The following is a 13,218-nucleotide window of genomic DNA, read 5'->3' on the forward strand; positions in this document are numbered from 1 at the left end:
CAACGACTCACAGAGTCAGTCCAGGTCCAGGGCTGAGGCAGGATTGCCCCCATTTCGGACAAAGGCGAATTCCTAATGAAAGCTTACTCTGGGCGAGGGCTCCGACATCCGACCAACCAATTGAAATCTAATACGCGACGGCGGCACCCCATAACCCGTCAGACTGGCGTTTCCCGGCGACTGTGCCTGTGCTGCAACAGCATTTCAGAGAGAACCGTCTATAGTCGGGGCATCAGATCACACGGACTTCAGAGCGCTCGCGCCTGCTACGGACCAAGGTTGGGGATTTTATCATGAAGAAGATTGTACTCGCGCTGACCGCGATCGCGGCGATGACCGGTTCGGCTTCGGCGGCTGACCTTGCGGCCCGTCCCTACGTGAAGGCCCCGATGATGGCTCCGGTTGCCAACTGGACCGGCTTCTACATCTTCGGTGGTGCCGGCGGCGGTCTCTCGGCCTCCGACCAGCAGATCCGCGATACCGCGACTGGCACGCCGCTGACCATCACCCAGCGTCAGGGTGGTTCGGGCTGGTTCGGCACCGTCGGTCTTGGCTACGACTGGCAGTTCAGCGGTACCTGGGTCGCCGGCGTGTTCGCTGACGGTCAGTTCGGCAGCATCCGCGCCACCGTGCAGGATCCGCTCCTCGGCATCACCGGCAACCAGAAGATCGAAGACTCCTGGGCCGCCGGCGTGCGCCTCGGCTGGCTGGTCGCTCCGAACGTTCTCTCCTACGTCAACGGCGGTTACTCTGGCGCCCACTTCGGCAGCACCGGTTTCATGACCTTGGCTGGCGCTCCGGCCGGCACGCACCTCAACGGCTACAACCGCAACGGCTGGTTCGTCGGCGGCGGTGTCGAGAACAGCCTGAACATCTTCGGCATCTCCTCCCCCGGTTGGTTCATGAAGACCGAGTATCGTTCGGCCTTCTACGACGCGAAGACCCGGGACGAAATCTCCGACATCACCAACCTGCCGACCGGCGTCAACAGCATTCGCGCCAACAGCTGGAACCAGACGATCTCGACCTCGCTGGTCTACCGCTTCAACTGGACCGGCCCGGTCGTCGCCAAGTACTGAGCTGAAAAGTACTGAGCTGATCTGAACTTCAGACGTCAAAGCCCCGGCATCGTCCGGGGCTTTTTCGTTGTGCGGTGCCATTAATAATGGCCGTTGCTCGCTTTCAGCGCCCGGTACGCCTTTCCTAGCTAGCTCCGCTCTCGCTCGAATTGCTAGCCGCGACCGCCTCGCATCGAGCTTCGCAAGCGGCAATCCGTGTCGCTTTGCTCCCGGACATGCGTCCTCCCGCGGTTCTGCATCTGCAGCCATTGTATCCGAACCGGAGCTACGGCTAGTCTGGCCGGAAGTTTTCGCGGCCTACGTCGATCCTCGATGCCGTAGGCTGCGACAGAATCAGACCGACGGGAGGAATGCATGCGCAGATTTCTGCTGATCGCAGGCCTGTTTGCCCTCGCTGTCGGACTGCTCTGGATCGGACAGGGCACGGGCACCGTCGCCTGGCCCCGGTCAAGCTTCATGGTCAACCAGCTGCAATGGGCCGGCTATGGCGCCGCCATGGCAGGCTTCGGGCTGGTGCTGATCTGGCAAAGCAATCGATAGAAGAAACCAGGAAGTGAAAGCATGACATCCAATCGGTTCGATCTCCGCGGCAAGGTCGCGATCGTCACAGGAGGCAATGGCGGCATCGGGCTCGGCCTCGCGCACGGGCTCGCCGACGCCGGCGCCGATATCGCGGTGGTCGGACGCAACGAAACCAAATCGGCCGCCGCCGTCGCCGATCTCAAGGCGCGCGGCGTGAAAGCAATTGCCGTCACCACCGATGTCACCGACAAGGCGGCGATCGCCGCGATGGTGGACCGCGTGGTTGGGGATCTCGGTCGTATCGACATTCTGATCAACAACGCCGGCATGAGCATCCGCAAGCCGCCGCACGAGCTCGAGCTCGACGAGTGGAACAAGGTGATCGACACCAACCTCACCAGTGCCTTCTTGTGCTCGAAGCTGGCCTACCCTGCGCTGAAGGCGTCCGGCAACGGCAAGGTCATCAACATCGGCTCGATGATGTCGATCTTCGGCGCCAGCTTCGCGGCGGCATACGCGGCCAGCAAAGGCGGCATCGTGCAGTACACGCGCGCCTGCGCCAATGCCTGGGCACCCGACAACATCCAGGTCAACGCGATCCTACCGGGCTGGATCGATACCGATCTCACCCGCGGCGCACGGAAACAGGTGTCGGGCCTGCACGAGCGCGTGCTGGCACGCACGCCTGCGGGGCGCTGGGGCGACATCGACGACTTCGCCGGCATCGCCGTGTTTCTCGCCTCGTCCGCCTCGAACTTCGTCACGGGCACCGCGATCCCTGTCGACGGCGGATTCTCGGTGATGGCGTAAGCCGCCTCTCGCCGCATCATGAAAAAGCCCCGGCGTGAGCCGGGGCTTTTGAGACGCACACCAAATTCGGGAGAGATCAGTACTTAGCGACGACCGGCGCCGCGAAATGATAGTTCACGCCGACACGAGCGACGTGCTCGCGTACTCGCAGATCGGTCTGAAAGCTGGCGCCCGGCGCAACCTGGGGCGGCGAACCGCAGACAACCACGTTAACACAAGCATCCGCGTAGCTGGCCTTGCCAAGATCCACGTACAGGTATTCAGCCTTGACTGACCAATTTGGGGCGAACATCCATTCGCCACCGCCGCCGACGGTCCAGCCAAAACGGGTGTCATCGAGCGATCCGGCATAGGTGTCCGGTGTGGTCGTGAAGGCAACGGCCGTCGCCGACTTGACCTGGCCGAACGCGAGACCGCCCGTCGCATAAATCAGGAAGTTCGGTGTAGCAGTGATGCCGGCCCGGCCGCGCACCGTTCCGAACCACTGCAGCTTGTCAGTCTCGGCGTGGAGCATCGTGCCGGCCAATGGCGCGACAAGCGGCCGAGCAATGGCAACGCCGTCATTGACGCCGTTGTAGTTGATGTCGTCTTCGACACCGAAGACCCAGCGATCACGCTGCCAATTGTAGCCCGCCTGCACGCCACCGGTGAAAGCCGCTTGGTTCAGCCGGTTCGAGTCCGAACGGATCGGGTTGTTCACGGGGCCGCCGCCGCACGTCACGGAGCTAAGAAAAACAGCCGGTCGGAAAAACGTCGGCGCGCGAGTCGTTCCAGGTCCCACCCAGGTTGAAACCGCCCCTTATCGAAATAATCAGACAACCATTTATGGAGACCCGTTCGGGCTAGCCCAGCGGAAATGTCTCACCACGCCGGGTTCCATTGCCGCTTCTTCCCGAACGTTGCATGCTTGCCACATAAGTGTGCGCTTGTGATCTGATGGCTGCATTCATATGCACGCCGATGGTTATATTTCAGATTGGCTATCCACACCGGTGTCCGTCCGCCACACCCGACTCGGCGCAACAAAAAGCCCCGGGAGTGACCCCAGGGCCTTCGCTTCTTATGACGCCTTCGTTGAAGTCTCAGTAGCGGGCGATGACCGGCGCGTCGAACTTGTAGCTGGCTCGGACGACGGCCCACTGAATGTCGCGCGGCTTGGCATCGAAGGTGTAGTTCCCCGAGGTGCCGCCGAGCTGATAGGTCTGGCTGCCGAAGGCCGCGTAATTGTACTCGAGGCCGACGATCCAGTTGCGGGTGATGCCGTATTCCCAGCCGGCGCCCACGGTCCAGCCGTTGGCCCAGTGGGTCTGACCGCCGTTGCCCGTCGCCGGGCCGACCGTGTCGGTCACCGACAGGCGGTTGTTGACGCCGGCATAGCCGCCCTTGATGTAGAACAAATTGTTCTGAACCGCGAAGCCGGCGCGACCGACGACGGTCGCCAGGACATTCGCGCGCCAGTTGAAGACATTGCCGCCAGGAGCGAACGCGGTGTTCACGACCGTGCCCTTGTTGTCGAGGCCGGAGATCGTGCCTTCCATGCCGAACACGTAGTTGTTGGCCTGCCAGTTGTAGCCGATCTGGGCGCCGCCCATGATGCCCGACTTGCGCTGACGGAAACCTTCACCCGGCGTCAGATCGCCGAACGGCGCGCCGACGCCATTGTTGATGAACTGCTCATTGGTCCACGCGCCACCGATGTGGCCACCGACATAGAATCCAGTCCAGTTGAACAGCGGCTCCATATAGGCAGGCGCCTTCGTATAGGGACGCGCGGCGAGATCGGCGGCGGAAGCGGCGCCGGTCGAAACCAGAGCGGTCGTGCAGGCGAAGGCAGCAATCATTTTGTTACGCATGGTACACCCCGTGTCCTTTGATGGGCGCACGCTCACACGCAGTTCTTACTCAAATTTGAATCAAGAAAGTTAAGGCACCGGATTGGCGCATCGCGGTCTTTGAATCCGCAGGCGCTGTTGCACGAACGCAACGCAACGCGCGCGATTTAACGCGACGTTATCCCTACTGAATCCCTGCGCTACGACGCCAGCGCAGCCTTCGAATGCACATGCTCGGGCCGCACACCGAGCGCAAGGAAGCGCGCCGGAATCCCCTGCAGCCATGGCACTGCGGAGATCAAACGCAGGAGCAGCGGCACCTTGAGCGGCCGATCGCCGCCCTTCAGCGCGCTGCTGATGATGCGGTTCTGCACCATCACTTGCATCGCCTGCGTCATCTTCACCGGGAACTCGCGACGCCGGCGCACGGCATCGAGCTGATCCTCCGATGGACAGCCGCGCGTCAGCGCGGCCGCGAGCAGGTTTGCGGTCGCGACCGCATCCTGCACGGCCAGATTGACGCCGACGCCGCCGACCGGCGACATCGCATGCGCGGCGTCGCCGATGCAGAGCAGCCCGGGCTGTGTCCAGCGGCTCAGGCGGTTGATCGCGACTGTGAGAAGCTTGACGTCCTCAAAGCTCTTCACGTCAGCAATTCCGTGCTTGAGCACCGGCGCCATGCGCACGACCTCATCGAGCAGTGCCTGCAATCCCCTCGCCTTCACCGCATCATATTGCCCTTTGGCGATGACATAGGCGCACTGCCAGTAATCGCCGCGGTCGAACGTGACCATCATCTTGCCTGGCTCGATCCGCGCAAAGAGGTTTTCGGTCTCGTCCGGCTTGCGGCCAACGCGGAACCAGAGCACGTCCATCGGCGCACCGATCTCCTCGACACCAAGCCCTGCGCGCTCACGCACCGTCGAATGCCGACCGTCGCAGGCGATGGTCAGATCCGCCTCGATGTCGACGATGCCGTCGGGCGTCCTGGCGCGCACGCCGCCGATGGTGTCGTTGCGGCGGATCAGGTCGACGGCCTCCGTGCTCATGAGCACCTCGAGCGAGGCAAAGCGTCGGCCCGCCTCGCGCAGGAAATTGAGAAAATCCCATTGCGGCATGAAGGCGATGAACGGGTACTTCGTATTCAGCCGGCTGAGATCGGCGATCCGCACCTTGGTGCCGCCGAACAGGCCATCCATCGTCTGCAAGCGCTGATGCGGCAGCTTGAGAAAGCCGTCGATCAGGCCGAGTTCGTCCATCACCTGAAGCGTCGAAGGATGCACGGTGTCGCCACGAAAGTCCCGAAAGAAATCGGCGTGCTTTTCCAGCACCACGACATCGATGCCGGCCCGTCCCAGGAGATAGCCGAGCATCATGCCGGCAGGTCCGCCGCCGACGATGCAGCAGCGGACTTTTCGAACGCGCGATGCCGGCTGTTCCGAGGTGACTGTTTCCATGACCCGACTTTCGCTGGCGCTTCGATCCGCGATCCGGATTGTAGCGTCAGCCTGCGTCGCGGATAGGCTCAATTTGACGAGGCACGGGTTGAAACCGCTCAATTGTTGCTGCGGTTGGCCGTACGAAAACTCTTGATCTCCGACACGCTGCCATCGCGATAGGTCAATTCGACCGACATGAACTGCGTTGTTGGCGGCAGCTTCTGGTACAGCAGCATGCCGGCCGAGATCGCCGAGGGATCGCGGAGATCGCACGGCGGCAGCTTCAGCACCTTGTCCGGTACCGCCGTGTCGATGCCGATACGCGCCTCGCGGATCGCGCAGCGGTACGAGACGAGATGCGTGTAATAAACCAGCAGCCCGTTGAATTCGCGGAACGACAGCCAGCTCGTGGCGGTCATATCGAGGATCTTGCGCTGGTCGCGCACCAGCGCCGCTTCAGGGTCGAACGTGATCGGGAACGGGCCCTGCATATCGCCGGCGGCGTCGACGTAACGGACCTCGATCGTGCCGGCCTGCGCATCCGGAGGCAGCTCGATGGACGGGTTCGGCATCCGCTTGCGCGTGCGCGGATCGAGCGTGTCGATGAAGCCGGTCTCGCGGAAGTCACCATTGCCGGCCATACGCCAGGACACCCCGATCGTGGGATCGGCAAAGGAGAACGTCACGCTCCAGCCGCCATTGTGGCGTGAGAAGCTCGCGATTGGCGCGTTGGTGGTCTCCTGCTTCGGCACGCGCGGCACCGAGACCGGCGGCAGTGCCGCAACCTTCTGCGGCGGCGGATCAGCCGGTCGCGCCGCGGCGGCCGCCGCTGCATCCTTCGCGACACCGCTGAGGAAGACATCGTCGACCATCTGATCGAAATAGACCGGCACCTGCTTGTGCTTGACGGTGTCGGCCATCTCGCTGACGAGGCGGCGCGTGTGCTGTGCGACCTGCACGAGGTTCTCGCCGGGCTGCAGCAGCTCCTTGGCGAAGGTGCGCGTGAACACCGAATTGGGGTTGGCATCATCGTTGGAGAGGCGATCGAGCGCGGTCTGCCGCGGGCCTGCCGAGAACACCGAGAAGACGCCTTCAGGCAGCTGCGTCATCGGCGCAAGCCCGCCACCGCCGGCGACCGCACGCGTGCCGGAACGCTCGAACGGATTGTTGCGGCAGGCGTCGAAAACCAGGATCGAGGTGCGCGCCTTCTTGTTCTGGAGGCGCTCGACGACACGATCGGCGAGAATGGAAGCGTCGCGCACCAGCTCTTCCTGGCCTTCGGTCGCCGCCGGCACATCGGTCGGCAAGAGATAGTTCTGGCCCGCGATCTCGAAACCGTGGCCGGCGTAGAAGAAGAATGCGGTATCGCCGGGCTCGATCGCCCGGTCGAACGCGAGCAGCGTCTCGGAGAATTGCTGCCGGTTCTGGTTTTCAGCGACCATCACAGTGAAGCCGAGCTGCTTCAGCGTATCGCCCATGGTCCGGGCGTCGTTGACCGCCTTCAGGAGCTTTGGCACGTTCTTGTAGTCATTGTTGCCGACGACGAGCGCGACACGCTTTTCGGCATGCGCAACGCCGGCGAAACCGCCAAGGCTTGCCACAAGGCCGAGCGTTGCCAGAGTTCTGAAAAACCGACGCGTCATGCGAAAATTCCCCTGCCGAACGGCTCCCCGCGGGCTCCCGGAGGAACCCTACGCCGTTGATGTGATAGTCGGTCTAGCCGTAACAGCGGTTCAACCGGTCGGTCCTCGCGGTTCCATCATCTGGCCTATGGCAGACTCCCGCGGAATCTGCTTTTTCTTGGGCGGAATTCCGTTCGAGACGAGGGGCTGCCGTGTATCGCTGGTGCACCGACGAGGTCGAGCCGCACGATCGCTTCGACTTTTGGCGCGAGGTGCGCGCCAAGGGACTGTTCGGGGTCACCGCGGAGCTCGAGCGCGAACGGCGCGGCGACTTTCACGGCGAATTCTCGCTGACCCAGCTCGGCAATGGCGCCCTGGTGGAGTTGAAGGCCTCGTCCTATGCGGTCGAGCGCAGCCAGATTGATATCGGCTACGCGCCGGGTGACAGCATCTGCATCTACCAGCAGCTCGGCGGCGGCGGTTGGTTCGGGGGCATGCGCAGCAGCGATTTCGCGATCGCCAATGGCGGCTTTGCCACCAGCCATACTGACCTGCCCTACCGCACGAGGCCGCTGGGGGATTCCGGTTTCCACCTGCGGATCCTGAAGATCCCCGTCAGCGGCCTTGCGACACAGGACAAGCGCACGCGCGAGCTTGCGCCCAAGGTTTTCAACGATCCCGCTCTCGCACCTCTGCTCGATGCCTGCTTTGCCGATCTCGGCGAGGCGGCCGCGAATGATGGTTCCCCCGGCTCCGTCCCTCTGGCGCAGGCGCTCGGGCAACTGGCGCTGATCGAGCGCGGCATCGTCAGGCCGGGCAGCCGGCGCGGCCAGGCCGCGCTCCGGACCGCCCGCCTCTCGCTGGCGCGCCGCCTGATCGCGCGCCATCTGCAAGACCCCGATCTGGCGCCGACGCGGGTGGCCGACCTGCTCGGCGTCTCCGTACGCCATCTGCACATGCTGTTCGAGGTCGCCGACCGCAGCTTCTCGCAGACCGTGACGGAGGAGCGGTTGAAGCAGAGCCGCCGCCTGATGCGTGAGGCGCCGGAGCGGCTGATCGCCGACATCGCCACCGCCTGCGGTTTCGAGAGCCTGGCGACCTATTACCGGGTCTTCAACGCCGCCTATGGCATGGCGCCCGGCGATTTTCGGGCCCAGACCGCAGGGGTGGGTTAACCACCGGGCTGGCGGCCGCGGCGAAAAGCCGAGCCGCACCCGGTATTTGGTCAAAACCCTAGGGTTTTTAGGACCTTCCCGCGCCCGCTCCATTGACTTTAGCCGATTCCGCCCTATGTTCCGGGTCGACGCGGCTCAGATCGAAAAGCGATTCCTGAGCCTGGCGCTTTGTTCGCGTGAGTCAGCACCCCCAGCTTCTTTGAAAGCGCGCCGTTTCGGGGTGGAACGCGACAGCCTTATTACCCTCGATTCCGAACGGCGGTTTCGACCAGAGGCTCAATGTCCTTTTCAAATCTCGGACTTTCCGAAAAAGTCCTCGCCGCAGTGGCGGCCACCGGTTACACCACCCCCACCCCCATTCAGGAACAGGCGATCCCCCACGTCCTCGCGCGCAAGGACGTGCTCGGCATCGCCCAGACCGGCACCGGCAAGACCGCAGCCTTTGTGCTGCCGATGCTCACCATTCTCGAAAAGGGTCGCGCCCGCGCACGTATGCCGCGCACGCTGATCCTGGAGCCGACCCGCGAACTCGCAGCGCAGGTGAAGGAAAACTTCGACCGCTACGGCGCCGGCCAGAAACTCAATGTCGCCCTTTTGATCGGCGGCGTCTCCTTCGGCGACCAGGATGCCAAGCTGACGCGCGGCGTCGACGTGCTGATCGCGACGCCAGGCCGGCTGCTCGACCATACCGAGCGCGGTGGTCTGCTGCTGACCGGCGTCGAGTTGCTCGTCATCGACGAAGCCGACCGCATGCTGGATATGGGCTTCATTCCCGACATCGAACGTGTCTGCAAGCTCGTTCCCTTCACGCGGCAGACCCTGTTCTTCACCGCGACCATGCCGCCGGAAATCCGGCGCATTACCGAAACCTTCCTGCACAACCCGCAGAAGGTCGAAGTCTCCAAGCCCGCGACCACCGCCGTCACCGTCACGCAGTGTCAGGTCCCGGCAGGGCGCGAGGCGCATGAAAAACGCGAATTGCTACGACGCCTGTTGCGCGAGGCCAAGGATCTCCAAAACGCGATCATCTTCTGCAATCGCAAGCGCGAGGTCGCCGTCGTTCACAAATCGCTGCAGAAGCACGGCTTCAGCGTCGGCGCCCTGCACGGCGATATGGACCAGTCGGCCCGCACGGCGGCGCTCGAACAATTCCGCAAGGGCGAGCTCCCGCTGCTGGTCGCCTCCGACGTTGCCGCCCGAGGCCTCGACATTCCCGAGGTCAGCCACGTCTTCAATTTCGATGTCCCCCACCATCCCGACGATTACGTCCATCGCGTCGGCCGCACCGGCCGCGCAGGCCGGTCCGGCATGGCAATCTCGCTCGTCACGCCGCTCGACCAGAAGTCAATGGTCGCGATCGAGAAGCTGATCGGCCAGAGCATTCCGCGCGCTGAAGGCGATTACGAGGTGCATGCGGGTTCGGGCGAGCAGAGCGACCGTCCGCGCGAATCGCGCGGCCGCGATCGTGAACGTTCCCGCGGCGGACGCGGCAAGCCGCAGCGCGGTCGCGACCGTGAGCGCAGCCACGAACCGCGCGAAGCGCGACACTCTTCCGAGGCAGCGCCGTCGTCGGCTGCAGGGCCTGCTGCCGAAGCACGGCCTGCTCGCGAGGCAAGGCCGGCTCGCGAGGCAAGACCTCCTCGCGAGACAAGGCAGCCGTCCGAGCCACGCGGAGGATCGCGCCAGCCGGCCAATCCGTCGCATGTGCCGTCGATCGGCCGTCCCGAGCCGCGCCGCCAGCGCGAGGCCGACAGCGAGCCCGGCGATCACTCGCATCTCCCGGCTTTTCTGCTGCGACCGGTCCGCTCCCCCGCCGGGGCCTGACACCGCGGTACACGCCTGAGTTGAACGGTCGATCGTTTACCGACCGTTCACGATCGTCCGTTAGCCTACGAACATAGTTTAAGCATTGCTACGGTCGGCTGCGCCCCGACCGCCGTGAGGTATGTTCTGTGGTCAAGGTTCTCGATGAACATGAACGCACGATGGCATTCGCCGAAGTGGCACTCGGTCAGATCCGATCGCTGAAGCAAACCGCAATTCCCCGCAATTACGAGATCTGGTACGTCTACGCGACCGGCTATAATGCCCCGCTCAACAAGATCATCAACGAGACGCTGGCACGCAACGGCAAGCTGACCGAAGCCGATCTCGAGCAGATCTACGACACCTATCTCTCCCACATCAAAACGACCGAACGTATCGACAAGGTCGGTGCACGCGTCATCGGCGAGATCGACGACGTGATGACGGTCTTGAGCGAAGCGCTCGGCATGACCGGCGCCTACGACACCAGCCTGTCGGGCGCGACCGAACTGCTGTCCTCGGCCAAGAGCGCTGAGCAGATCAAGACGATCGTCGAAACGTTGCTGCGTTCGACCGGCGAGATGCGCGAGACCAACAAGGCGTTGGAAGACCGGCTGACGCTGTCCAAGAACGAGATCAGCAATCTCCAGCAGAGTCTGGAGGCGATCCGCGCCGAGAGTCTCACCGATCCGCTGACCGGCCTCGGCAACCGCAAATATTTCGACCGTATGATCGGCATGGCCGTGCAGAGTGCGCTTGCAAGCGGCGAACCGCTGTCGCTTCTGCTGTTCGACATCGACCATTTCAAGTCGTTCAACGACTCCTACGGCCACCTCACCGGCGACCAGGTGCTGCGGCTGGTCGGCCTGTCGATGAAACAGACGATCAAGGGCCAGGACATTACTGCGCGCTATGGCGGCGAGGAGTTTGCCGTCCTGCTGCCCAACACCGCGCTGCGCCAGGCCCTCACCGTCGCCGACCATATCCGCCGCGCCGTGATGGCGAAGGAATTGAAGAAGAAATCGACCGGCGAGATCCTCGGTCGCGTCACTATCTCCGTCGGCGTCTCCATGCTGAAGCAGGGTGACGACACCGACACGCTGATCGATCGTGCGGACGCCTGCCTCTACGCGGCCAAGCGCAATGGTCGCAACCGCGTGATCTGCGAAGTCGACCCCGAATACGCGGTCGAGACGCACAACCGGGTGGCGTGATCCAAAAGCCGCGGGCAGAGTGAGCCGGCCGCGCTTGACATTCCAACCTGACGAACGACATCTTGCTCGCCACTTGCGGCGCCTGATCGCGCGTATCGAGGACTTGTCGTCGTGCCCAATCCTCATGATTTTCACACGCCGCAGCCGTCCTACACCAGGGACGAGCTGCTGAGATCGAGCGAAGGCGGCTATTTCGGCCCGGGCAACGCGCAGTTGCCGGCGCCGCCGATGCTGATGATGGACCGCATCACCGAGATCAGCCTGAACGGCGGCGCGTTCGGCAAGGGCCATATCGTCGGCGAGCTCGACATTGTGCCGGACCACTGGTTTTTCGATTGTCACTATCACGGTGACACAATGATGCCGGGAAGTCTGGGCCTGGACGCGATGTGGCAGATGATCGGTTATTGGCTCGGTTGGTCAGGCTCACCGGGCAAGGGCCGCGCCATTGGCGTCGGCGAGGTCGAGGTGACAGGAGCCGCCACGCCGGAGACGCGATCCGTGCGCTACGAGGTCGCCATGCGCATGGTCCGGCGCGGCAAGCTGGTGCTCGGAATTGCCGACGGTCGCGTGCTCGCCGACGGCACCTGCGTTCTTGTGGCGAAGGACATGCGGGTGGGTTTGACGAAGGCCGTTGACTAAGCCTCCGCTCTTGTAGGGTGGGCAAAGGCGCGCGTAAGCGCCGTGCCCACCATCTCTCCACACGACTACCTTAACCGTGGGCACGCTTCGCTTTGCCCACCCTACGCACCGTTGTCTTGGCTGCTTTCTTGACCGGCCGCTTCTTGGTCTTCTTCGCCGCCGCTTTCTTCTTCGGCTGCTTCTTCACCCTGGCGCGCTGGGCAGCCGCAAGCGCCGCCCTCGCCCATTGCGCCAGCTCCTCGGAATCGTCGAACAGGCGCGCCGGCAACTCCCAATAGGAGTTCACCAGTACGGTCTTGGCACGGGTCGAGTACTGGAAAGGTTTGGAGCCTTCAGCTTCGAAGTCCGGAATGGTCACCTCATCGGCCCGGAAGAACAGGCCGGCGCGCAAGGCGAGCGCGAAATTGATGCCGTCGGCGGAGATACCGTAACCGGAGAACATCTTTCGGATGGCGACGGGGCCGAAATCGGCGAACAGGTCGATCAGGAATTCGCGGTCCATCGAGGGCTTCCCTGCGCAAGCAAGTGAGCCTTCATAGCATCCCCGTCATTGCGAGCGAAGCGAAGCAATCCAGACTGTTTCCGTGGAGGCAGCCTGGATTGCTTCGTCGCTTCGCTCCTCGCAATGGCGTCCGGGCTTACCCGTCGATCTTCGCCGGGCGCAGCTCGACGGACTCGCCGCAACCGCAGGCGGAGATCTGGTTGGGGTTGTTGAAGACGAACTGGGCCTGCATCTTGTCGGCCTTGTAATCCATCTCGGTGCCGAGCAGGAACAGCACGGCCTTGGGGTCGACCAGGATCTTGACGCCCTTGTCCTCGACGACCTCGTCGGTCGGACGGACATCGTGGGCGTATTCGACCGTGTAGGACTGGCCGGCGCAGCCGCCGTTCTTGACGCCGACGCGCAGGCCGACGATCTCGGAGTCCGCGCGATTCGTCAGTTCGCTGATGCGCTGTGCAGCGGCATCCGTCAGCCGCATCACCTGCGGGCGGGGCCGCCGCGGCTTCGGAGTGGATGCTGGTGTTGAGCCGGACGAAATCTGTGTCATGTCAGTGATGTGGTCCGTTGCTGAGCGA

The 13,218-nt window shown here is 63.4% G+C and carries 13 protein-coding genes; 7 read left to right on the top strand and 6 right to left on the bottom strand.

Annotated features, from left to right (window positions below; genetic code table 11):
- Nucleotides 1-293 precede the first annotated feature (293 nt).
- The 3 genes from ABIA96_RS08025 (at nt 294) to ABIA96_RS08035 (ending at nt 2,411) form a co-directional block, all read left to right on the top strand.
- Nucleotides 294-1,079 (top strand): outer membrane protein, encoded by a 786-nt coding sequence (locus ABIA96_RS08025; protein ID WP_354136506.1) that lies wholly within the window; start codon nt 294-296, stop codon nt 1,077-1,079.
- Nucleotides 1,080-1,433: 354 nt separating this feature from the next.
- Nucleotides 1,434-1,619 carry a hypothetical protein gene (locus ABIA96_RS08030; RefSeq protein ID WP_354136507.1) on the top strand — a complete coding sequence of 62 codons (186 nt, stop codon included), beginning with the start codon at nt 1,434-1,436 and terminating at the stop codon, nt 1,617-1,619.
- Nucleotides 1,620-1,640: 21 nt separating this feature from the next.
- A complete protein-coding gene (locus tag ABIA96_RS08035; RefSeq protein WP_354136508.1) occupies nt 1,641-2,411 on the top strand; it encodes an SDR family NAD(P)-dependent oxidoreductase in 771 nt (256 codons plus the stop codon).
- 76 nt (nt 2,412-2,487) lie between these two features.
- On the opposite strand, the gene ABIA96_RS08040 is transcribed toward ABIA96_RS08035, so the two are convergent.
- From ABIA96_RS08040 to ABIA96_RS08055, 4 genes are all read right to left on the bottom strand, one after another.
- The gene (locus tag ABIA96_RS08040) at nt 2,488-3,111 is read right to left on the bottom strand and encodes an outer membrane protein (RefSeq protein ID WP_354136509.1); all 624 of its coding nucleotides are present in this window, start codon (nt 3,109-3,111) and stop codon (nt 2,488-2,490) included.
- Nucleotides 3,112-3,493: 382 nt separating this feature from the next.
- Nucleotides 3,494-4,264, bottom strand: a complete 771-nt coding sequence (locus tag ABIA96_RS08045) for an outer membrane protein (RefSeq protein WP_354136510.1) — start codon at nt 4,262-4,264, stop codon at nt 3,494-3,496.
- 179 nt (nt 4,265-4,443) lie between these two features.
- Nucleotides 4,444-5,700, bottom strand: a complete 1,257-nt coding sequence (locus tag ABIA96_RS08050) for an FAD-dependent oxidoreductase (protein WP_354136511.1) — start codon at nt 5,698-5,700, stop codon at nt 4,444-4,446.
- Between the two features lie 98 nt (nt 5,701-5,798).
- Nucleotides 5,799-7,325, bottom strand: a complete 1,527-nt coding sequence (locus tag ABIA96_RS08055; RefSeq protein WP_354136512.1) for a caspase family protein — start codon at nt 7,323-7,325, stop codon at nt 5,799-5,801.
- A gap of 191 nt (nt 7,326-7,516) precedes the next feature.
- Between ABIA96_RS08055 and ABIA96_RS08060 the strand changes: the two genes are divergently transcribed.
- From ABIA96_RS08060 to fabA, 4 genes are all read left to right on the top strand, one after another.
- Nucleotides 7,517-8,479 (top strand): helix-turn-helix transcriptional regulator, encoded by a 963-nt coding sequence (locus ABIA96_RS08060; protein WP_354136513.1) that lies wholly within the window; start codon nt 7,517-7,519, stop codon nt 8,477-8,479.
- A gap of 279 nt (nt 8,480-8,758) precedes the next feature.
- Nucleotides 8,759-10,303 (top strand): DEAD/DEAH box helicase, encoded by a 1,545-nt coding sequence (locus ABIA96_RS08065; protein ID WP_354136514.1) that lies wholly within the window; start codon nt 8,759-8,761, stop codon nt 10,301-10,303.
- A gap of 128 nt (nt 10,304-10,431) precedes the next feature.
- Nucleotides 10,432-11,499 (top strand): GGDEF domain-containing protein, encoded by a 1,068-nt coding sequence (locus ABIA96_RS08070; RefSeq protein ID WP_354136515.1) that lies wholly within the window; start codon nt 10,432-10,434, stop codon nt 11,497-11,499.
- 111 nt (nt 11,500-11,610) lie between these two features.
- Nucleotides 11,611-12,141 (top strand): bifunctional 3-hydroxydecanoyl-ACP dehydratase/trans-2-decenoyl-ACP isomerase, encoded by a 531-nt coding sequence (gene fabA / locus ABIA96_RS08075; protein WP_354136516.1) that lies wholly within the window; start codon nt 11,611-11,613, stop codon nt 12,139-12,141.
- Nucleotides 12,142-12,211: 70 nt separating this feature from the next.
- On the opposite strand, the gene ABIA96_RS08080 is transcribed toward fabA, so the two are convergent.
- Both ABIA96_RS08080 and ABIA96_RS08085 read right to left on the bottom strand, forming a co-directional pair.
- A complete protein-coding gene (locus tag ABIA96_RS08080) occupies nt 12,212-12,643 on the bottom strand; it encodes a TfoX/Sxy family protein (protein ID WP_354136517.1) in 432 nt (143 codons plus the stop codon).
- A gap of 136 nt (nt 12,644-12,779) precedes the next feature.
- Nucleotides 12,780-13,190 (bottom strand): HesB/IscA family protein, encoded by a 411-nt coding sequence (locus tag ABIA96_RS08085; RefSeq protein ID WP_094974332.1) that lies wholly within the window; start codon nt 13,188-13,190, stop codon nt 12,780-12,782.
- Between the last annotated feature and the right edge of the window lie 28 nt (nt 13,191-13,218).

This window comes from Bradyrhizobium sp. LB11.1, from assembly GCF_040549385.1.
Classification (GTDB): Bacteria; Pseudomonadota; Alphaproteobacteria; order Rhizobiales; family Xanthobacteraceae; genus Bradyrhizobium.